This window comes from Janthinobacterium sp. BJB446 (assembly GCF_002735655.1).
Taxonomy (GTDB): Bacteria; Pseudomonadota; Gammaproteobacteria; order Burkholderiales; family Burkholderiaceae_D; genus Janthinobacterium; species Janthinobacterium lividum.
In genome coordinates this window covers 567,702-588,255 of the sequence record NZ_PDZK01000001.1, presented here as the reverse complement: position 1 = coordinate 588,255, position 20,554 = coordinate 567,702, and the positions used below count along the sequence as shown (strand labels likewise).

At 63.2% G+C, this 20,554-nt stretch carries 20 protein-coding genes; 6 read left to right on the top strand and 14 right to left on the bottom strand.

All coding sequences use genetic code 11. The annotated features are described in order from the left end of the window. Positions 1–3 precede the first annotated feature (3 nt). The gene (locus tag CSQ92_RS02655; protein ID WP_099393149.1) at positions 4–609 is read right to left on the bottom strand and encodes a glutathione S-transferase; all 606 of its coding nucleotides are present in this window, start codon (positions 607–609) and stop codon (positions 4–6) included. Continuing rightward, on the bottom strand, positions 606–1,463 hold the full coding sequence (locus tag CSQ92_RS02650) for an alpha/beta fold hydrolase (protein WP_099393148.1): 858 nt from the start codon (positions 1,461–1,463) through the stop codon (positions 606–608). Before CSQ92_RS02650 ends, CSQ92_RS02655 begins: the two co-directional genes overlap by 4 nt. A 99-nt stretch (positions 1,464–1,562) precedes the next feature. Between CSQ92_RS02650 and CSQ92_RS02645 the strand changes: the two genes are divergently transcribed. Further along, positions 1,563–2,447, top strand: coding sequence for a LysR family transcriptional regulator (locus tag CSQ92_RS02645; RefSeq protein WP_099393147.1), 885 nt, complete (start codon positions 1,563–1,565; stop codon positions 2,445–2,447). Here the strand turns inward: CSQ92_RS02645 and CSQ92_RS02640 are convergent. The 9 genes from CSQ92_RS02640 to CSQ92_RS02600 form a co-directional block, all read right to left on the bottom strand. After that, positions 2,444–2,962, bottom strand: a complete 519-nt coding sequence (locus CSQ92_RS02640; protein WP_143450268.1) for a hypothetical protein — start codon at positions 2,960–2,962, stop codon at positions 2,444–2,446. The genes CSQ92_RS02645 and CSQ92_RS02640 overlap by 4 nt on opposite strands. Before the next feature lie 2 nt (positions 2,963–2,964). Next, complete coding sequence (locus tag CSQ92_RS02635) at positions 2,965–4,113, bottom strand: ABC transporter permease (protein WP_099393145.1); 1,149 nt, start codon at positions 4,111–4,113, stop codon at positions 2,965–2,967. Next, a complete protein-coding gene (locus tag CSQ92_RS02630; protein WP_099393144.1) occupies positions 4,110–5,291 on the bottom strand; it encodes an ABC transporter permease in 1,182 nt (393 codons plus the stop codon). Before CSQ92_RS02630 ends, CSQ92_RS02635 begins: the two co-directional genes overlap by 4 nt. Before the next feature lie 6 nt (positions 5,292–5,297). After that, positions 5,298–6,272, bottom strand: a complete 975-nt coding sequence (locus CSQ92_RS02625; protein WP_099387282.1) for an HlyD family secretion protein — start codon at positions 6,270–6,272, stop codon at positions 5,298–5,300. 2 nt (positions 6,273–6,274) lie between these two features. Then, a complete protein-coding gene (locus CSQ92_RS02620; RefSeq protein WP_225317275.1) occupies positions 6,275–7,684 on the bottom strand; it encodes a TolC family protein in 1,410 nt (469 codons plus the stop codon). 177 nt (positions 7,685–7,861) lie between these two features. Continuing rightward, entirely contained in the window at positions 7,862–9,472 is a 1,611-nt protein-coding gene (locus tag CSQ92_RS02615; protein ID WP_052140176.1) for a bifunctional aspartate transaminase/aspartate 4-decarboxylase, read from the bottom strand. 56 nt (positions 9,473–9,528) lie between these two features. Continuing rightward, positions 9,529–11,217 (bottom strand): aspartate-alanine antiporter, encoded by a 1,689-nt coding sequence (gene aspT / locus CSQ92_RS02610; protein WP_034783003.1) that lies wholly within the window; start codon positions 11,215–11,217, stop codon positions 9,529–9,531. A 56-nt stretch (positions 11,218–11,273) separates the two neighbouring features. After that, on the bottom strand, positions 11,274–12,956 hold the full coding sequence (aspT, locus tag CSQ92_RS02605; protein WP_099393143.1) for an aspartate-alanine antiporter: 1,683 nt from the start codon (positions 12,954–12,956) through the stop codon (positions 11,274–11,276). A 261-nt stretch (positions 12,957–13,217) separates the two neighbouring features. Then, the gene (locus tag CSQ92_RS02600) at positions 13,218–14,084 is read right to left on the bottom strand and encodes a substrate-binding periplasmic protein (RefSeq protein ID WP_081345835.1); all 867 of its coding nucleotides are present in this window, start codon (positions 14,082–14,084) and stop codon (positions 13,218–13,220) included. A gap of 248 nt (positions 14,085–14,332) precedes the next feature. On the opposite strand from CSQ92_RS02600, the gene CSQ92_RS02595 reads away from it, so the two are divergent. Beyond that, positions 14,333–14,596: a heavy-metal-associated domain-containing protein gene (locus CSQ92_RS02595; RefSeq protein ID WP_099393142.1), complete on the top strand. Its 264-nt coding sequence runs from the start codon at positions 14,333–14,335 to the stop codon at positions 14,594–14,596. A 23-nt stretch (positions 14,597–14,619) separates the two neighbouring features. Here CSQ92_RS02595 and ubiT read toward each other — a convergent pair whose 3' ends face one another. The 3 genes from ubiT to ubiU are packed head-to-tail and all read right to left on the bottom strand — an operon-like array spanning position 14,620 to position 17,111. Beyond that, complete coding sequence (gene ubiT / locus CSQ92_RS02590) at positions 14,620–15,147, bottom strand: ubiquinone anaerobic biosynthesis accessory factor UbiT (RefSeq protein WP_081345836.1); 528 nt, start codon at positions 15,145–15,147, stop codon at positions 14,620–14,622. 20 nt (positions 15,148–15,167) lie between these two features. Beyond that, on the bottom strand, positions 15,168–16,064 hold the full coding sequence (ubiV, locus tag CSQ92_RS02585; RefSeq protein ID WP_099394561.1) for a ubiquinone anaerobic biosynthesis protein UbiV: 897 nt from the start codon (positions 16,062–16,064) through the stop codon (positions 15,168–15,170). Positions 16,065–16,073: 9 nt separating this feature from the next. Continuing rightward, the gene (gene ubiU, locus CSQ92_RS02580) at positions 16,074–17,111 is read right to left on the bottom strand and encodes a ubiquinone anaerobic biosynthesis protein UbiU (protein ID WP_412101868.1); all 1,038 of its coding nucleotides are present in this window, start codon (positions 17,109–17,111) and stop codon (positions 16,074–16,076) included. A 162-nt stretch (positions 17,112–17,273) separates the two neighbouring features. Between ubiU and CSQ92_RS02575 the strand changes: the two genes are divergently transcribed. The 4 genes from CSQ92_RS02575 to CSQ92_RS02560 all read left to right on the top strand — a co-directional run bounded on the left by CSQ92_RS02575 (position 17,274) and on the right by CSQ92_RS02560 (position 20,451). Further along, on the top strand, positions 17,274–17,684 hold the full coding sequence (locus CSQ92_RS02575; protein WP_099393141.1) for a hypothetical protein: 411 nt from the start codon (positions 17,274–17,276) through the stop codon (positions 17,682–17,684). Positions 17,685–17,808: 124 nt separating this feature from the next. Beyond that, a complete protein-coding gene (locus tag CSQ92_RS02570) occupies positions 17,809–19,557 on the top strand; it encodes a ribonucleoside triphosphate reductase (RefSeq protein ID WP_099393140.1) in 1,749 nt (582 codons plus the stop codon). Then, positions 19,554–19,754 (top strand): anaerobic ribonucleoside-triphosphate reductase, encoded by a 201-nt coding sequence (gene nrdD, locus CSQ92_RS02565; RefSeq protein ID WP_070259224.1) that lies wholly within the window; start codon positions 19,554–19,556, stop codon positions 19,752–19,754. Before CSQ92_RS02570 ends, nrdD begins: the two co-directional genes overlap by 4 nt. Beyond that, positions 19,744–20,451, top strand: coding sequence for an anaerobic ribonucleoside-triphosphate reductase activating protein (locus CSQ92_RS02560; RefSeq protein ID WP_099393139.1), 708 nt, complete (start codon positions 19,744–19,746; stop codon positions 20,449–20,451). The genes nrdD and CSQ92_RS02560 overlap by 11 nt, the downstream gene beginning before the upstream one ends. The last annotated feature ends 103 nt before the right edge of the window (positions 20,452–20,554 follow it).

Genomic DNA, 20,554 nt, shown 5'->3' with positions numbered 1-20,554 from the left:
AGCTCAGAGCGCCATCGGCGTGGCCAAAAACACCGGCTGCTGCTCGGCCAGCGCCGTCAAAGCGGCCACGGCCGGATAATCGCTGTCTGCCATCACGTCGGGCACCATCTGCTGAGCAAAACTCCAGGCCACCGCAATGGTGATGCCGGCAATACTCAAGCAGTCTGGCGCCTCTTCGCGCAATGACGCCTCCAGCTGCGCCCAAGCCCCATGCAACTGCAACTGGACGCGGTCCAGCCAGGGCTGGTGCTGCTTTTCCTGCGGGCGCAAGCGCCGTTCATAGACGATCTGCACGGCTTTGTCGCAGGCGGCCAAAGCATAGCTGGTTTGGCACAGCGCGCGCAGGCGTGCCGGACCCGGCTCCGGCCTGATGCGGGGAGCATGTGCGGCCAGTTCCTCCAGATACGCCAGGATCAGGGTCGAGTCCATCAACACCTGGCCGTCGTCCGTGACCAGGGTCGGCACTTTGACGGCCGGGTTAATGCTCCGTACCTGGTCGGCATCGGAAAACACGGACACGGGCCGGTGTTCGTGCTCCAGGCCCAGCACTTTCATACCGATGGCAACGCGCCTGACGTAGGGCGAATCGAGCATGCCGATCAATCTCATGGCCTTCCCCTCTCCATCTGCTGAATAAACGCGATGACTTGCGCCGCGACGGGCAATGGCGCGTCTTCCATCAGGAAGTGCCCGGCCTCGTCAAACAGGTGCAAGGTGGCGCCGGGAATATCGCGCTGCAGGCGATGGCCGTAAGCCACCGGCTGCCACTCGTCCTGCTGGCCCCATAACACCTGTACCGGCACTGTCAACTGCGGCAGTCTTTCGGCAAAGTCCATCGTATAGCAGGCGTTATAGTGCGCCACCTGGTGCTGGTAGAACGAGGGCTGGCCCACCACGCCGCACAGCGGCTCCAGGTAGCAACGCAGCAGCTCGCCCTGCATCCTGTCCTTGTGAAAAACGGCCATGCCCAGCTGGCGCGCCATCGTGCCGCGATGCTCGCTGGCCGGCGTCAAGGCACGCCGGGCGAAATCATCGCGCAGATGCTTCCAGGTGGGCGACGGCCAGGAATCGTAGCTGGGCGCGTCGGCGATGCTCAAGCTGCGCAGGCGCGACGCGTGGTCGAACGCCAGGCGCAGCGCAATGGCGCCGCCGATATCGTGGCCGAACAAATGGGTGGTCGGCAGTTGCCAGTGGTCGAGCAAGGCTGCCAGCAAGGTCACCTGCGCCGCTACCGAGGTATCGGCCTCGACGGGCCGCTCCGACCGTCCAAAGCCCAGCAAGTCATACAGGTGCACCCGGAAACCGGCATCGACGAACAGCGGTACCAGTTCGCGCCAGATAATACTGTGCGCCGGCGTGCCATGCACCAGCACCAGCGGCGTGCCTGCGCCATGGATGCCGGTGGCGATACGGTGGCCGTGGATCAGGGCGTGGCCATTCAACAGCGGTTCTTGACTCGTCATCAGATGTCCTTTTGTTTGCGGAACCTGCAGACTAAGGCTTGACTGAACATGACGCCAGTGACATTCTTTTGACCTTCAATCCAACTTTTGTCATGACCCATGAATTTGCGCCTATCCGTCGATGCCCTGCGTGTGTTCAGGGCAGTGGTACAAACCGGCAGCATGAGCCAGGCCGCCAGCCTGCTCCATCTGAGCCAGTCGGCCGTCAGCTGGAAAATCAAGCGACTGGAGCAGCAGCTCGATTGCCAGCTGCTGGCGCGCAGCGGCGGGCTGTTTGGCACGACCGACCAGGGAGCCGTGCTGCTGCGGCATGCCGTCAACATACTCGATGCCCACGATGACGCCGTCGCCCATTTTTCGCCGTCGGCGATGCATGGCCGGCTGCGCATCGGCGTGACGGAGCAGATTTCATTGACGGACGTGTGTGCGGTGCTGTCGCAGTTCTCGCATCACCACCCCAAGGTGGACGTGCAACTGGTGGTGGAGCAAAGCCAGGTATTGCGCGAACGCTTTGCCGACGGCGTGTTCGATGTGATTTTGCACCAGGATTTTGCCGGCATGGCGGCGCCGGCCGACACGCTGTTATGGACAGAAACCCTGCATTGGTGCGCTGCCACGGCAGAGCAGACTTTGCCGGGCGAGAGCGTCAAGCTGATCACCTATGGGCCGCACTGCTTTTACCGCCGGCTGGCCGAGGAAAAGCTGGGCCAGGCCGGCATGGCCTGGAGCGTGGGCCTGGAATGCCCGTCGGTGGCGGGAGTGCTGACCGCGATTGCCGCCGGCCTGGGCATGGCGGTGGTCAATGAACGCAACCTGGGCCAGGGCGTGCAGCGGCATGCGGCACTGGAACGGCTAGCGCCGCTACCCCGTGTCGCCAGCCTGCTGCGGGCCAATGACAACCTGCCCGACCCCGTGCGTGACGGTTTTTGCCAGCTGCTGCTGGCAGCATTGCAGAACAGGAGGAACGATGGATCCCGTCGCTAGCGATGCGGCCAGAGCAGGTCAACCTTCTCGTCGTCGCTCAGCCACCAGCGCTTTCCGTCCTTGTCCTTGTGCACACCGAATATTTTCTGGTAGTTGTAGGTCTTGCAGTGCAGCTTCAGCCAGGCGTGGTAGTAGTCATCAAGAAAAGCGCTGAATATCTGCTGGAAGCGTGGTTCGCTGGCGTCTTTTTCGGGCAACTCGAAGGTGCCTAACCTGGCAACGATGTGCGCGATGTCCGCCCTGCTGACGCCGTCGAGTTTCACGGGATCGGGCAAGGCGATCCTGAACGCCAGCACTTCCGCGCCCTCCTCTTCCCACCACTCGCGCAAATTGAAGCGGGAAATATCTTTTCCGCTTAGTGCCTGCAATTGATCCGCGAGTCTGTCGTATTCGGCGTTGTCGTCGTCGCCATGTGTATCACAGAACTGCGTATAAGCCAGTATCGATGCCAAAATCGTGGCATATCTTTCTTCCGCCACAGCCAGTGGGGGCTCCAGCGCTTGCTCTGGTTTCATGGTCATCCTTGTTTGATGACGGGTGCTGGCGCCTCGGCGCGCCAGCGCCACCAGCCCAGCGCCACGCAAGCCAGCAGCAAGGCCAGCAAGCCCGCCACTTCATGGCGGATTTCATACAGCGAGGCGCCCATCTGGTTGAGCGCGACAAAGCCCTGGATGCCGGCCGTCGATGGCAGCAGCCAGCGCAGCCATTGCAGCACGACGGGCATGGACGACACGGGCCAGGTCAGACCCGCGAGGAACAGCACCGGCATCGAGGTGGCGATCATCAGCTGCGTACCCCGTTCGCGCGTGCGGAACAGCATGCCCAGCAGCATGCCGAAGGCCGCTTCCGCCAGGGAAAACAGCACCAGCAGCAAGAGCATGCCGCCAAAGTTGCCGCCACGGGGGTAATCCTGGAACCAGAAGACGAAACCGAAGAAATAGCAGCAGTTCAAGAAGGCCACGCAGGCGAACGCCAGCAGCATGCCCATATACCCACCCGCCGTGCGCTTGCCGGCTACGGGGAAACTCTTGCGCTGGTACCAGGTGCCGAACAGCATGGTCATGCCAATCAGCAAGGTCTGCTGCACGATCAAGGTCGCCACGCCCGGCACGACATACGCGCCATAGCCTTCCTTGACGTTAAACAGGGGCACGGCGTCAAAGGCGATGGGCGAGCGCTGCTGGTTGGCCTGGAAGGTGGACGGCGTGCCCGCGCCCAAACGCTTGAGCTCAATACCGGCCGACACCGTGCCCACCACTTCGGCCAGCCCGTTCAGGGCCACCTTGTTCAACATCAGATACAAGCCATTGCCCGCCACCTGCGCGTGGGCGGCGCGGCCGGCCAGCACGTCCGTCTGCAAGCCATCGGGAATGATCAAGACGCCCATGACCTGGTCGCGCCACAGCAAATCTTGCGCGACGGGCAAGTCCGGCGTGACGGCGATCACGTGCAGCGACGGGTGGGCCATGGCAAAGCGCGTCAGCTGGCGCGACATGGCGCTGCGGTCCTGGTCGACGACGGCCACGGGCACGCGCTGGACGATTTCCGTCGAGTACGGCAGCGGATAGAAGAAGGAATAGATGATGCCGCCGATGAACAGCAGGGTCAGCGCGCCCTTGTCCGTCAGCATGGCGCGCCAGGTGGCGAGAAAGGCCGGCCACATCATGCGCGTCCCCAGGCGGCCGGCGCATTCGCGCGGCGCGCCAGCAGGAATACGCCCACGGCGCCGCAGCCGATGGCAAAGCCGGCCAGTATCAGCATTTCCTGCACGCCATAGCGCCACGGCGCGCCGGCCAGCCAGTATTTCGTTTGCAGCTGCAGATAATGCGTGAGCGGCAAGGCTTCCGCCCAGGCGCGCGCCGGCGCCGGCATGGCCATCAGGGGAAAGGCCTGACCCGCAAACGCAAAGGCCGGCGCCGTGATGAAGGCGGCACCGGACAGCGCCAAGCGCAGCGACAAGGTGGCGGCGATCAGCAAGGTAGCCAGGCCGCAGTAGGCCAGCACCAGCAGCAGCATGCTTAGCAGCAAGGCCGGCAAGCTGCCCGCCACGGCCCAGCCCCGCGCCAGGCTGAAGAACAGCAAGTACAGCAGCGCCAGCGCAAAATAGGCAAGCAAGGGAAACAGCAGCTTGGCGCCGATGGCGCGCAACCAGCTGCCATCGGCCGAGGCCAGCCATTGCGGCACCGTGCCGTCGCGCAACTCGCGGCCGATACTGGTGACGATGGCAACGACGATGAAAATCTGCAGCATGGCCGGCATCAGGGCCAGGGTCAGAAACGCTTCATAGCTGGTGTTTTCGTTGTATAAACTGTTCAAGGTCGTGCGTATCGGTTCGAACTGGGCCGCCGCCTGCACGCCCGACATGCCTTTCTTTATCCGCGCCGTCATCTCGATGCCGGCCGACAAGGTCGTGCTGACCGTGCGCACGTCGCGCAGCAAGGCGCCCGCGTGCGAGGAAAACTGCGCGTTGTACAGCCATTGCACGGTGGCTTGCCGGCCGCCCAGCAGTTTCTGCTCGAAATCGTTCGGGATCAGCAGATAGCCGAACGCCGTGCGCTCGCGCAGCCGGTGCAGGGCTTCGTCGCTGGACGCCACTTTCGCCGCCACCTCGATGCCGGGCGAGGCGTCGAGCCAGCGCGTGAGCTGGCGCGACAGGGTGGAATTGTCGTTATCGATGACGACGATAGGCAAGTCGCGCGCGATGCCGGCGGAAAATACCAGCCACAACATGCCGCACAGCACGACCGGAATCCAGCTGAGCATGCCGAAGTCCCAGAAGTCGCCACGCAAGCGCCGCCACTCGCGTGCCAGCGCTGAAACCGGCCCTTTATCCGCTTCGTTCATCGCTTATCAGAGCGGTGGGAACACGACCGACATGCCCGGGCGCAAGCCCTCGACCTTGATGGCGGGACGCAAGCGGATTTCAAACGTGCGCAAATCCGTGCCGCCCGGACGGGCCGCGCGCCACGTGGCGAAGTCCGGCAGCACGGCCACGGAACTGACCTTGAAACTCAGTTGCTGTTTCAGCGCCGGCACATTCGCCGTATGCGTGCTGCCCATGGAAAACGCCGCCATTTCATCTTCGCGCACTTGCAGCACGGCCCAGGCGTCGTCGAGGTTCACCAGGGTGATTACGGGAAAGCCCTGCGGCGCCAGTTCGCCCGGCTGTATCTGGATCTTGCTGACCTGGCCCGCCACAGGCGCGGCGATCTTCGTCTCGGCCAGGGCGATCTGCGCTTCCGTCAGCACGGCGCCCACCTGGCGCGCCTGCGCGGCGGCGGCCGTCTTGTCTTCGGGACGGGCACCCTTTTGCGCCATGTCATATTGCGCGCGGGCAGCTTGCGCCAGCTGGTCGGCCGCGCGCCATTGCGCTTGCGCCTCGTCGCGTTTCTGCTGAGCGATCACGCCTTGCTCGAACATATTGTTGACGCGGGTGTATGTGGTCTTGGCGATGGTGGCCCCTGTCTGCGCCCGCTCCCAGTTCGCCTTGGCGGCGGCGATTTCTTCCGGTCGCGCCCCCGCTTCCGCTTTTTTCGCCACGGCATCGGCCGCTTGCGTGGCGGCCGTCGCTTGCGCGATCTTCGCATCCACTTCCGGGCTCGTCAGCTGGAACAGCAGCTCACCTTTCGGCACCGTCTGGCCCAGCTTGACGTACAGCTCGCCCACCCTGCCCGGCACTTTCGACGAGACATTGACTTCCTGCGCATCCATCTGTCCCTGCAAAGGCAGGCGCTGCGGCTGGAATGCCTGGTACAAGCCCCAGCCCACGAAGGCCAGGACGATGACGGCGGCGACTATGGCCAAGGGTTTTTTGGAGGTACTCATTATTATTTGTCCACAGGTAATTGGATATCGGCCGCTGCCGCCAGGCTGCCCAGGCGTTGCGTCTCGCCCGTCGCTTCCAGCAATTGCGCCAGCCCCATCACATAGTTATAGGCCGTCTGCGCGCGCTGGGTCTCGACCTTGGCCAGGTTCAGGCGCGCATCGACCACTTCCAGCGACGTCACTTGCCCTTGCTGGAAGGCCACCGTTTGCAAGCGGATATTTTCGCGCGCCAGCTCCACCGACGAGGCCGTGGACAGGTACTGGATGCGGGCGTTTTCCAGCGCGCGCCAGTTTTTCTCGATCAGGGTGGGAATGTCGCGCTCGGCCTGGCGCGCCACCACTTCCACCCGCTCCTGGTCGAGCTTGGCGGCGGCAATCATCTTGCCCGTATTGATGCGGTGCACAAGCGGCACGGACACGACCAGGCCGATGGCCCAGTTCGAACGCACGAGTTTTTCATTGCCGCGATTCAAATTGTAGTTACCGATGGCGAAGACGGTGGGCGCGTATTCCTTGCCGTGCAGTTTCAAGGCTTGTTCCGCCTGCACGCGCTTGCTGTCGATCTTTTTCCAGTTCGCATTCTCGCGCATGCCCGTGCTGATGAACGATTGCAAAGTACCCACCGGCAAGCTATTGACGAACAGCGGCGTGCTGGGAAGCACTTGCGTGTTGACGGCAAGCAAGCGGTCGAGCGCCACCTGGGCGATTTCCTCGTCGCTGCGCGCCTGCGCTTCCTCGCTGCGGGCGCTGTCCAGGGCCACGTCGGCGCGCAGGCGTTCCGCGCGCGAAATCAGGCCACCCTTTTCCAGCTTGGCCGCGTCGCGCTGGTGCTGCGTCACGCCGGCCGTCACTTCGGCCCGCACGGCCACCACCCGCTTGGCCAGCAGCAACTGGAAATAGCGCTGCGCCACCAGGGTGGCCAGCTGCTCTTCCGCTTCCGTGCGCTCCGCTTGCGCGGCCAGGGTCAGGCTGGAAGCGAGGCCCTTGACGGCATCCAGGCGCCCACCCGTGTAGATGGGCCACATGCCCAGCAAGCCGAACGAGGTCAGGTCCGTCACCACTTCGCGGTTCAGGGAATTGGGAATATGCGGCGTGGGCAAGCCGGGAATCGGCGGCAGCACGGATTCGATGCCGCCCACCACGCCGGACAAGCCGCTCGTATCGATATTCAAGTCCGTCGACAAACGGCCGCGAAACGCCGTCAAGTCCACGGAAGGGCCATCGATATTCGACAAGGCTTCCGCCTTCAGTGTTTTCGCGCGCACGTCGAGCGCGGCGCCCTGCACGGCGCCTGAAGCCTTGGCCGCTTGCTGCAGCGCCTCGTTGAATGTCAGCGGTTCCGCCAGGGCGGGCAGGGCCGCGCCCAGCGCGCCCGCCAGCAATAATGATAAGTGTCCTTGCAATCTGCCCATGTAGCGTCCAGTCAATGAATGAGGGGAAAGCACGGGGTTGCCATGTTTATACTTTCACAATAGCAATTATATCTACGGATGTCTATTCCAGCCTGCACTATTGGTTACCGGAGCCGACACATAAAAACGGGCGCCTCTTGCGGGGCGCCCGTTGAGCTCAAGCAGCTACCCGGCGAATTACTTCTTCGCCTTCTTGCTACCCTTCTCCTTTTCCTTTTCAAATACGGCAAAGAACTCGGACGCCATGTTGCGGATGGCGCGGCCGATGTTGGCGTAGTCGTATTCGTTCAGGTTGGCCAGCGACACGCGGCCGGACGGATGCGTGGTGCCGAAGCCGCGGCCCGGCAACAGGATGACGCCCGTTTCCTCGGCCAGGCGGAACAGGGCTTCGTTCGGCTTGAGCTTTTTCAGCAGCCACTGCGAAAACTCCACGCCATGCATCTGCGCGGCCAGCGATTCCATGTCCAGCAGATGGTAGTAGCGCACGGAATTGGCGTCGTGCACCATCGGCAAGCCCAGTTCGCGGTACAGCGCTTCCTTGCGGCGCAGCACGATGCGTTTCATCGACTGCTTGTACTTTTGCTCTTCATCCATCAGCGAGAACAGGGAGAACAGGGTCATCTGCGCCTGCACGGGCGTGGACAGGCCGGCAGTGTGGTTCAGCGCCACCGTGCGGCTGTCAGCCACCAGGCGGTCGATGAATTTCAGCTCGCGCGGTTCCGTCGTGATGGAGTGATAGCGGGCATCGAGCTGCTTCTTGATGGTTTCCGGCAACTTGGCAATCTTGGCATCAAGCACATTGTTTTCATGCGTGGCCACCACGCCCATGCGCCAGCCCGTCGCGCCGAAGTATTTCGAGAACGAATACACGAGGATGGTGTTGAACGGGCAAATGGCGAACAGCGAGACGAAATTATCGGCAAAGGTGCCGTACACGTCATCGGTCAAAATGATCAGGTCCGGGCGCTTCTTGATGATCTTGGCGATGTATTCCAGCGTTTCGTCATCGATCTTGACGGATGGCGGATTGCTCGGATTGACGAGGAAGAAAGCCTTCACCTTCGGATCGAGCAGCTTGTCCAGCTCCTTCTTGGTGAATTGCCAGTTGTTCGATTGCGGCGCATCGATATGCACGGTGTTCAGCTTGTAATCGTTCAGCTGGGGAATTTCGATGTACGGCGTGAAGATCGGCATGCCCAGGGCGATCGTGTCACCTTCCTGGATGATGTGGTTCGATTTCAGGCTGGCAAACAGATACGTCATGGCGGCCGTGCCGCCTTCGACGGCGTACATGTCGAAGTTGCCGACGAATGGATGGTCGCCGATCATTTCGCGGTGGATATACTGGCCGACGATTTTCTCGGACAGGCGCAGCATGCGGTCCGGCACGGGATAGTTGCAGCCGAGGATGGCTTCGCACATCTCGTAGATGAAGTCGCCCGCGCTCAAGCCCAGCTGGTCGCGCACATACGACACGGCTGCCTCGATGAAGTGCACGCCCGGCGTCTCAGCATGCTGGCGCACGAAGATTTCAAAGCGCGCCTCGATGCCGTCGCGCGTGGGGAAACCGCCCACGTCGTCCATGTACACATAGGAACGCTCCGCTTCCGTCATGGCGAATTGGCCGAACTGGAAGAAGCCATGGCGTGGCGTAGTCGCCAGGAAATTCGGGTTGCCGCGGCCCGCATTGAGCATCAGGCGGTTGCTTTGCTTGGCCGTCTGGATCAGCGCATCCTTCAATTCAAATGGGCTCAACAGGGCGAGTTTGCTTGGGTTACTGAAATCCATTTTTGCTACTCCTTATAGACTGACAATGTTCAGGGTTCTTGCACATACATGCAGACTCAGACGAAGGCCACAATCAGCGGCCCCAGCAGGGTCAGGAAAACGTTGGCCAAGGCATACGTGATGGCAAACGGTACGGTGGGAATCGAGTTTTGCGCCGCATTCAGCACTTCGCCGAACGCGGGATTGGCGCTGCGCGAGCCGGACAAGGCGCCCGCGAACACGGCCACGTTGTCATAACGCAAGATGTAGCGGCCGATCAGCATGGTCAAGATCATCGGCAAGATGGTCACCACCACCCCCACGCCAAACAGGGTCAGGCCGTGTTCGCGCACGGTTTGCACGGCTTGCAGGCCGGACGTGAGGCCGACGACGGCAACGAAGCCGGCCAGTCCCAGGTCTTTCAGGATTTGCACGGCGCCGCTGGGCATGTAGCCAAACGTCTGGCGCTTGGCGCGGAACCAGCCGAATACCAGGCCCGACAGCAGCACGCCGCCACCGCTGCCCAGGGTCAGCGGAATCGAACCGATGCGCGCCACCAGCAAGCCCACGAGCAGGCCGACGACGAGGCCGGCGCCCATGTAGACGAAGTCCGTCTTGGCGCTCGGCACGATCATGTAACCCACTTCGGCGGCCACGCGCTTGACGTCCTGCTCGGCGCCGTAGATGGTCACCACGTCGCCCGTCTGCACGACGGTTTCCGCCTGCATGGGGAGGATCTTGCCCATGCGGCTCAGCTGCACGACAAAAATGCCGTGGCGCACGCCCGGTGCCGTGGCGCTGCGGATCTCGCCCACCGTCTTGTTGTGGTAAGCCTTGTTGGTCAGCACCATGTCGCGGCGCTGCATCACCAGTTCCATGCCTTCGACGGCCAGCAATTCCTTGCCCAGCTGGGAAGAGACGCTGAGCATGGCTTCGCGGCGGCCCACCAGCAGCACGATATCGTCGGCCGCCAGCACCAGGTCCGGGCTGACGTCGATGATCTGGCCATTGCGTTTCACGCGCTCGATGGTGATGGCCGTGTTCGGATTGGCGCTTTCGATGTCCGCCACGGAGCGGCCGGCACCGGGGCCCACGTCGTAGATGCGGCCGATCAAGTCAGGCGCGGCCGGCGTCTGGCCCGGCCCCAGCACTTGCACACCCGCTTGCAGCGCCGTTTCCGCCTTGATCGCATCTTCGCGGATGGTGCGGCCCATGAGCTTTGGCAAGATGTTGACGCAGACAATGATGGCGCCAAACGAGCCGAAAACATAGGTCACGGCATAGCCGACGGCCACGTTGCCCTGCAAGCGGGCCACCTCGTCGGCCGCCAGGCCCAGCTTGGTGATCGCGTCGCCGGCCGTGCCGATGATGGCCGACTGCGTCAAGCCGCCCGCTGCCACGCCCGCTGCCAGGCCCTTGTCCAGGCCAAACACCTTGGCCAGGATGACCACCGTCAGCAGCGCCGTCACGGCCAGCACGACAGCCAGGATGATTTCACGCACGGACTGGCGCCCCAGCGAATTGAAGAATTGCGGCCCGCTTTCATAGCCAACGGCGTAAATGAACAGGGCAAACAGCACCGATTTCACGCCGGGATCGATGGCGACGCCCACCTGGCTGACGAGTACCGCCACCAGCAGTGAACCGGCTACCCCGCCCAGCTGGAACGAGCCGAACTTGATCTTGCCGATGTAGTAACCCGCTGCCAGGGAGAGAAACAAGGCAATTTCGGGCGACTTCTTGAATAACTCATGCAACCATTCCATGCGGACCGCCTTTCGTGTTGAAGGAATTCTTTACTGCGTGTGCCCTTGCCGGCTGCTCATGCGTGCACCGACCCTGCCAAGGCAACGATCAGCGGCCCCAGCAGGGGCAGCACCACGTTCGAGATGGCATACGTAATCGTGTAGCCCAGCAAGGGCGTGGAATTGCCGGCCGCGTTCTGCACGGCGGACAAAGCCGGCGTACTGCACTGCTGGCCGGCGATGGCGCCCAGCAGCACGGGCGCTTCCAGCTTGAGGAAAAAGTGCCCCACCAGCAGCGACAGCGAGGCGGGGATGACGGCGATCAATACGCCCATCAGCGGCAGCGACAGCCCGTACTGGCGGATCAGATCGATCGCCTGCGGCCCCGACGCCAGGCCCACGCAGGCGATGAAGGTGGCCAGGCCGATATCCTTCATCATGTCGAGCGCGCTGGGCGGGATGCCCTGCATGCCCGGCTTGCGCGCCTGGTACCAGCCGAACACGAGGCCCGTCAGCAAGGCGCCGCCGCCCGTGCCCAGCGAAAACGGAATGCCGCCCAGCTTGGCGGAAAAGCCGCCGATATACACGCCCAGCACGATGCCGATGCTGGCGTAGACAATATTGCTGCGGTCGCCCGTGGGCACGCGCTTGCCGATGGCGGCCAGCGCCGTGTTCAGCTCGCGTCCTTCCGTCGTGCCGTACAGGCGCAGCACGTCGTCGCGCTGCAAGGAAAGATCAGGCAGCGGCGGCATGCTGTGTTCGCCACGAACGACGGCCGCCACGTGCACGCCGGACGGCAAGGCCAGCTGGCGCAAGGGCTGGCCCACCAGCGATGCTTGCTGCAGTACCACTTCGACGGCGGAGACAGCCATGTTCAAGCCCGTCGTGTCGGCAAATTCCTCGCCCAGGATGGCTTCGGCCGCCACCAGCGCGGGACGGTGGCCGATCACCAGCACTTCGTCGTTGTTGCGCAAGCGCAGTTCCGGTTCCAAAGGCAATACCTTGCCGTGCCGGCGCACGCGCGTGATGCTGGCGCGGCCCGCAAAAATATGCTGCAAGGCATATATACGGCGTCCCGCGCCACGGCTGATGCGGTAGGCGCGGCCCACCATTTCCGGCGTCGCCTGCACGCCGTCGCCATCGGTCTGCGCGCCGCCCATCTTTTCCCACAATTTATCGGCTTCTTCGCGCAGGTTGACGCGCAACAACAGCGGAAAGATCTGGCTGGTGGCGATGACGATGGCGATCAGGCCGAAAATATAGGTGATGGAATACGCGGTGACCACGTTGGCCTGCAGCTCGGCGATGCGGGCCGCCGGCAGCGCCAGTTTCGAGATGGCGTCCGTGGCCGTGCCAACGACGGCCGATTCCGTCGCCGCGCCCGCCATCATGCCGGCCGCCGTACCCTGGTCCAGGCCCAGGAAACGCGTGGCCAGCAGCACCAGCGCCAGCACCACCACCACTTCGATCAGGCACAGCAGCCCTAGTCGCAAGCCCTTGGCATTCAGGTTGGCAAAGAACTGGGGACCGCCCGCATAGCCGAGGGCAAAGATGAACAGCATGAAGAAGACATTCTTGACGCTGGCGTCCAGGGTGATGCCCAACTGACCGATCAGCAGCGCGGCGATCAGGGTGCCGCACACGCCGCCCAGCTGGATCGGGCCGAAGCGTATCTGCCCTACCGCGTAGCCTAGCCCCAGCGCCAGGAACAGGGCCAGTTCCGGCACCTGGTGCAATATGGACGTGATCGAATCGAGCATGGACAAACCTTCGAAAAGATAACGGATGGTTACAAGAGAACAGAGCGTTCGGCGGCTGACGGCAGCTGGCTGTTGAACGGGCGCACGGATCCTGCACGGCACTTGCGATAAACGCTTGCGCCGGAGAAATGTTGTTACGAGGAATTATGTTCGGTGAAAATTTTACAAGTGTCAACAGGTGTTCTGTTGAACTTGCTTTGCTTTTCATCAAACATCCTGCGCACGATTGAAGCACTTGTTTGACATCGATCAACAAAACTATTAGTAATGTCTCGGACGATACCAAAGTGCCTTGCGCGCCAGCGGTGTCTCTTCCGGCAAGTCGGGATTGGCCAGCTCCAGCACGTGGCGCCGGGACAGATTCAGGCCCTGCGCGAGGCGGCCAAAATGGCGCTGGAACAGCTGCGCGAAACTGCCGTCGGCAAGCATGGTTTCCAGTCCCGTTTCAATGTGGCGCGCCAGTTCCGGCCGGTGCTTGCCGACAAAAAAGTACAGCGCGGCCGGGTAGCGGATGACCAGGTGAGTGTCCAGCGCCAGCGGCAATTGCGCGTGGCTTGCCAGCTCGCTTTGCGCCTCGATCACGGAACGGGGAAAGTAATCGATGCGCCCTGCCGCCAGTTGCTGGAACAGGCCTTCATAGGTGCTCGACGTATCGAGGCGCAAGCCATTCGCCTGCAGGATGGCGGAGTCGGGCCAGTCGCGCATCTGCCCGGCAGACAGTCGCGCAAGGGCGGCAATGCTGCGCACATCGCGCAGCAGTTGCGGCTGGCGCGCCTGGATCAATGCCACTCTCCAGCCGATGAGGCCGCGGTCGATGGGGATGCGCACTGGCAACAATTGCGTTTCGCGCGCGCGGCTCGTCATCGCCCAGACGACATCGACGCTGCCCGATGCCATGGCGATTTCCTGCATCGCGCGCGTCTGCACCATGCGCAGTGCGGAGCGGCGCAAGGCATAGGCCTGGCCCGAACGGGCCAGCGCCTGTTGCAGCAAGGCCGTCACATAGCCTTGCTGCGGATCATCGAGCGCCTGATGGCGCGGATACACGAGCGGCAGCGGCGGCACCGCGCCGATGGCCGCGCCCAACGGCCACAGGGCGGCAAGCTTGAGCAGGGGGCGGCGCCGCATGGCCCCTCCTTTCCAGCGCATTCATAGCGTTCTTATCAGAATGACAGTATCGCGCAGCAGAGCACGCTTGTCGACTGGAATACGGCAACTGTGTACAAAACAACAGCAGTTTCAAACTGCAGCAGAGAGGCTGGAGTTAATCCAGATCAACAAAACCGCAAATAGGAAATAAATCTTGCGTGCTGCTCTGGACGGCATGCGCGCCCCTCGCCTACGCTGTTTTTTTATTTGAAAAACAAGAGGAACACATGCAGACAGCGCGCTTGAATATTATCGGGATGGATCACGAAGGCTGCGCCGACAGGCTGACGGGCGCGCTCGAAGCCGTTACGGGCGTGAGCACCGTGTGCGTCTCGCTGGCGCGGCACGGCGCCACGGTGCAGTTCGACGAACGTCTGGCCACGCAGGAACGCCTGCTAGCCGCCGTCAACGACGCCGGCTTCATGGGCGAAGCGACGGATGAAGAACAGCTGGCATCGCGCAGCGGCGCTTGCGGCCACTGCCGCCACTGAGCGCCTGCCCTCCCTTTTCCAGCTCAGCCTTCGCGCGCGCCCCGGTCGCGCAGATGCGCCAGCACGCGGCGCGGTCCCAGCGCCTGCAAGTCGAACGGCGGCAACTCGATGGCGTCGAGCGTATTCTTGAACAGCAAGCCCAGTTCCGTGTCGCCTTCCAGGCTCAGGCGACGGCTGAAGAACAGGGTGTCCGGATCTTCGTGGCGCCGCGCCAGCAGCATCAAATCATGCACGCTGGCCGCGATGCACAGGTCCGGCACGTCGACATAGCGCTCGGCCACAAACACCGTGCCCTGCCACTCGAAATCGAAGGCGATGCCCGCGTCCAGCAGCCGCAAGCGCAAGCTGCGCCCTTCCAGGCTGCGCCGCACGTCGTCGGGCAATTGCGGCGCCAGCAGGCGGTTCAAGCCTTGCACGAACAGCCAGGAGGCGGGATACGGGGGCAGCTTGGACAGCAATTCGGCCAGCGGTTCCGGCAAGCGGTACGACACGCCGGGCTTGCTCATGGGAGGCTTGGCCGGGATCGGCAATCTTTCCAGTTGATCTTGCATGGTGCTTCCTTTCGATGCGTTCAATGTGCGGCGTGCTGTTCCATGCCGGGCTGGCCATGCCAGTAGCCGTCGCAGGCGCCGGCCGGCTGACAGGCCGCCAGCTGGGCCTGCGCGCCGATGCCGCTGACCTGGCCACGGCGGGCGCGGTCGAAGATGGCGATGACTTGTTCCGTATGCATGGCTTGCGGGCTGATGCGCGCCACCGCCACGCCCATGTCGCGCATGGCCTCGAGTTCTCGCACCAGGTTGTAGACCAGCGCCGACTGCGTCTGCGTGCCATTCAGTACCAGGAATGGCACTTCGTCGCGCGTGCGCAGCAGCAGGCCGTCCGGCTCTTCCAGGCAGCTGTAGCCGCAATCGTCCTTCGGCAGGTTGCGGTTGCGCGCCGTGAAGCAGCGCGCGGAAAACGCCAGCGGCATGCGGCCATAGGCGAAGACTTCCGTCTCCAGCCCTTCCGGTTTCTGGCGCTGCATCTCGGCCAGCGCCGTCTGCCCCATTTCCAGCGGCATCACCCAGCGCCGCGCGCCCAGGCGCGCCAGCAGTTGCAGGCTGGGACCATTGAACAGGTTCAGATGGGGGCCGGCGACGAAGGACGTGCCCTTTTCCATGCAGTGCACGGCGCCCATGTCGTTGGCCTCGACGCCGTAGCGGCCATTGCCCGTGATGCGGCGCAGGGTCGCCAGTTCGGCGCCCGCCTCGATCAGCGCCTGCGTCGACAGCACCACTTCCTTGCCGGCGGCGGCCAGCATGTCGGCGATATCGAGCCAGTCGGCCAGGCGCACCTCATGCCGGCGCGAACAGACGGTTTCGCCCAGGTACACGATATCGACGGCGGTGCCGGCGATCTGCTGGTAAAACTCGAAGACGGTGGCACGCGGCCAGTAGTACAGCAAGGGGCCCAGTGAAAGCTTCAGCATGTTCATCCTCTATTTCCAAGATCTGTGGTAAGCACCTAATGTGTGCTGCTGGCCTTCGGCCAGCTTGTCCATGGCCGCCATCCAGCCCGGCTTGACGGCGTAGCGCGCATTGCCTTCGCGGCAGGCGTCGATCGCCTCGCGCCACACGCGCGTCACCTGCGCCACGTAGGCGGGGCTGCGCTGGCGTCCTTCGATCTTCACGGCCCGCACGCCCATGGCGATCAGTTGCGGCAGCAGCGCCAGGGTATTCAGGCTGGCCGGCTCCTCGATGGCGTAATACTCTTCATCATTGACTTCGAAACGGCCCTTGCACAGGGTGGGATAGCTGGCGTTTTCGCCGGGCGCATAGCGGTCGATCAGCACGCCGTTCAGGCGCGATTCGAGGCCGTTCGGCGTTTCCAGCCAACGCACGGATTTCGCCGGCGAGCACACGCCATGGGTATTCGGCGCCTCACCCGTCGCATACGACGACAGCGCGCAGCGCCCTTCGACCATCACGCACAGGGAGCCGAAGCCGAAGACCTCGATCTCGACTTCCGTCTTGGCGATCAGTTGCTCCACCTGCGCCATCGACAGCACGCGCGGCAGCACGGCGCGGGCGATGCCGAAGTGCTCATGGTAAAAATTGATGGCCTCGTAGTTGGTGGCCGAGCCCTGCACGGACAGGTGCAGGCGCAGCTGCGGGTGGTGCTCACTTGCGTAGGCCATCAGGCCCGGATCGGCCACGATCATGGCGTCAATGCCGGCCTGCGCGGCGCGGTCGATGGCGCTGCGCCACACGGCCCAGTTGTGCGGCTGCGGATAGGTATTCAGCGCCAGCAGCACCTTGCGCCCATATTGGTGGGCGTAGCGCACGCCCTCGGCGATGGCCTTCTCGTCGAAATTGAGGCCGGCGAAATTGCGCGCATTGGTGGCGTCGCGAAAGCCCAGGTAAACGGTGTCGGCGCCATTGTCGACGGCTGCTTTCAAGGCGGGCAGGCTGCCGGCGGGGCAGACCAGTTCCAGCGGTCCTGCCACGCGGGTGGCGGTGGTTGATTCAAGCATCATGATATTCACAGTCCTGTATCGGCTCAGGGTGCAGACTATAGCCCCGCCCATGCTGCCCAGTCCTTGACGCAGGTGAAGGAATGCATGCATGGCTGGCGCGCGTTCAACTTGCTTGACCTGGCTGTAAAATGCCCCACTTTTCTCCCTCTTCGATTGCCCGCCATGCCCCGCAAACCGCTGCTGATCTTCCTGCTCACCCTGTTCCTCACCGTGCTGCAAGTGCAGTGGGCCGCGCCCGCCGACGGCTATGTCGAAGAAAAGCTCTCCATCCTGTCGCCCGAGATACTGGGCGCGTATCCGGGCGTGCTGCTGCTGTTCCTGCAAGCCGTCTTCGCGCGCCGCGCCATGCCGGCGCCGCGCCAGATCGCCATCAGCACGGGCCTGCTGGCCGTCTACTGGCTGCTGGCGAACTACGTCACCTTCGATATCCGCGTCGCCAGCTGGAGCACCTTCTCGCCGCTGGAAATCTGGGCGCACGTGCTGCCCGCCTCCACCATCAGCATCGCCGTCTGCGCCGCCGCGTACTTTGGCCTGAGCTGCGTCATCCTGCGCCAGGGCCGCGCGAAAAAGTAAACGGGGGGCGCTTTTTTCACCTGCATCAAGGATTCGTCACGCAACTGCACGCGCCCTTTGACGCCACTATATTTAGTGATTAATCTCCATAAAAACACCGCATGTTGTGTTTATTGGAGGTTTCATGACGACAAATGCAGTTTCCCCCACACGCGGCCAGGTCGATGTCGCCGCGTCCATCAATGAATACCTGGAGCGGCGCGACTGGCGCGTCAACGCCAACGCCAACCAGGGCTACTCGCTGGGCGGCCTGATACTCAACGTGTCGGGCAAGGTGATCGCCAACTACTGGCTGGACCAGGTCTATCCGCCGGAAGTGGGCGCGGCGCACCGCGAAGCGGCGCTGCACATCCACGACCTCGACATGCTGGCCGGCTATTGCGCCGGCTGGTCGCTGCGCACCCTGCTGCACGAAGGCTTGAATGGCGTGCCGGGCAAGATCGAATCCGGTCCGCCCAAGCACATGTCGAGCGCCATCGGCCAGATCGTCAATTTTCTCGGCACCCTGCAAAACGAGTGGGCCGGCGCGCAGGCGTTCAGCTCCTTCGACACCTACATGGCACCCTACATCCGCAAGGACAGCCTGCGCTACGAAGACGTGCGCCAGTACATGCAGGAGCTGATCTTCAACCTCAACGTGCCATCGCGCTGGGGCACGCAGACGCCGTTTACCAACCTCACCTTCGACTGGGTCTGCCCGGACGACCTGCGCGAGCAAATTCCCGTCATCGCCGGCCAGGAGATGGACTTCAGCTATGGCGAGCTGCAGGTGGAGATGGACATGATCAACCGCGCCTACATCGAGATCATGATGGCGGGCGATGCCAAGGGCAGAGTCTTCACCTTCCCCATCCCCACCTATAACATCACCGAGGATTTCGACTGGCATAGCGAAAACGCCGAACGCCTGTTCGAGATGACGGCCCGCTACGGCCTGCCCTACTTCCAGAACTTCATCAATTCGGAACTCAAGCCGAACATGATCCGCTCCATGTGCTGCCGCCTGCAGCTGGACTTGCGCGAACTGCTGAAACGGGGCAACGGCCTGTTCGGTTCCGCCGAGCAGACGGGTTCCCTGGGCGTGGTGACGATCAACTGCGCGCGCCTGGGCTACCGATGGCGCGGCGACGAGCCAGCCCTGATGGCGGACCTGGACCGCCTGCTGGAACTGGGCAAGACGAGCCTGGAAATCAAGCGCCGCATCATCGAGGAACTGATGCAGCAAGGCCTGTTCCCGTACACGAAGCGCTACCTTGGCACCCTGCGCAACCACTTCTCCACCCTGGGCGTGAACGGCATCAACGAAATGATCCGCAATTTCAGCGGCGACGCCCATGACATCACGAGTCCCGAGGGCCATGCGCTGGCCGTGCGCCTGCTCGACCACGTGCGCGCCCGCATGGTGCAATTCCAGGAAGAGACGGGCCATATGTACAACCTGGAAGCGACGCCGGCCGAAGGCACGACCTACCGCTTCGCCCGCGAAGACCGCAAGCGCTATCCCGCCATCCTGCAGGCGGGCACGGTCGACAACCCGTACTACACGAATTCGTCGCAGCTGCCCGTCGGCCACACGGACGACCCGTTCGAGGCGCTGGAATTGCAGGACGCGCTGCAGCGCAAGTACACGGGCGGCACGGTGCTGCACCTGTACATGACGGAAGCGCTGTCGGACGCGAATGCCTGCCGCGAGCTGGTGAAACGCGCCCTGAGCCGCTTCTCGCTGCCCTACATCACGGTCACGCCCACGTTTTCCATCTGCCCGCGCCACGGCTACCTGGCCGGCAAACATGAATTCTGTCCCACCTGCGACGCGGAACTGATCGCGCGCAAGCAGTCCGATCTCGCTCACCCACTCAAGGAAACGCCATGAACGCACGTCCCGACTTCACTCCCGCCATCACCCTGCTCGACACCGAACGCCAGCGCTGCGAAATCTGGACCCGCGTGATGGGCTATCACCGCCCCGTCGCCTCGTTCAACATCGGCAAGCAGGGCGAATTCCACGAGCGCCAGTACTTTACGGAAGCGAGCGCCCGGGTTGGCCTGTCCGCCTGCCATGGCGGCTGATTTGAAAGTGGGCGGCCTGACGCCCTTTTCCGCCACCGACTACCCTGGCAAGCTGGCGGCCGTGGTGTTCGTGCAGGGCTGCCCCTGGCGTTGCGGCTATTGCCACAATCCGCACTTGCAAGCCCGCACGCCGGAAGGCGCCATGCCCTGGCACGACGTGTTGACCTGGCTGCGCCGCCGCATAGGCCTGGTCGACGCCGTCGTCTTCAGCGGTGGCGAAGCGTGCATGGACCCGGCGCTGGGGCGGGCCATGCAAGACGTCAGGGAACTGGGGTTCGGCATCGGCCTGCACACGGCCTGCATCTATCCGCAGCGCCTGCAGGAAGTGCTGCCCCTGGTCGACTGGGTCGGCTTCGACATCAAGGCGCCGTTTGCCGACTATCGTCATGTGACCCGCGTGGCCGGCAGCGGCGACCCGGCGCGCGCCTGCCTAGACACCATCCTCGCCAGCGGCGTCGCCTACGAATGCCGCACCACCACCCACCCGGATCTGCTGCCGGACGAGCAGTTGCTGTCCCTGGCCACCACCCTGGCCGCGAAAGGCGTCGACAACTACGTGCTGCAGCAATTCCGCGCCGAAGGCTGCGCGGACGCGGCGCTGTCCGGCCGCCCCCTGCACGGCTATCCGGCGGCGCCTACCTTGGCGCAAATCGGCGCCATGTTTCCGCGATTTACATTCCGTAATCATGGCGGTTGATCCTGCCGCCACATAATTGCAGAAAGCTCTACAAAATTCCCCGTTCTGCAACGCTGAAATGTCTTGCGTGCTGTAATGTATCAACTGTGCCGCGCGCCATGCG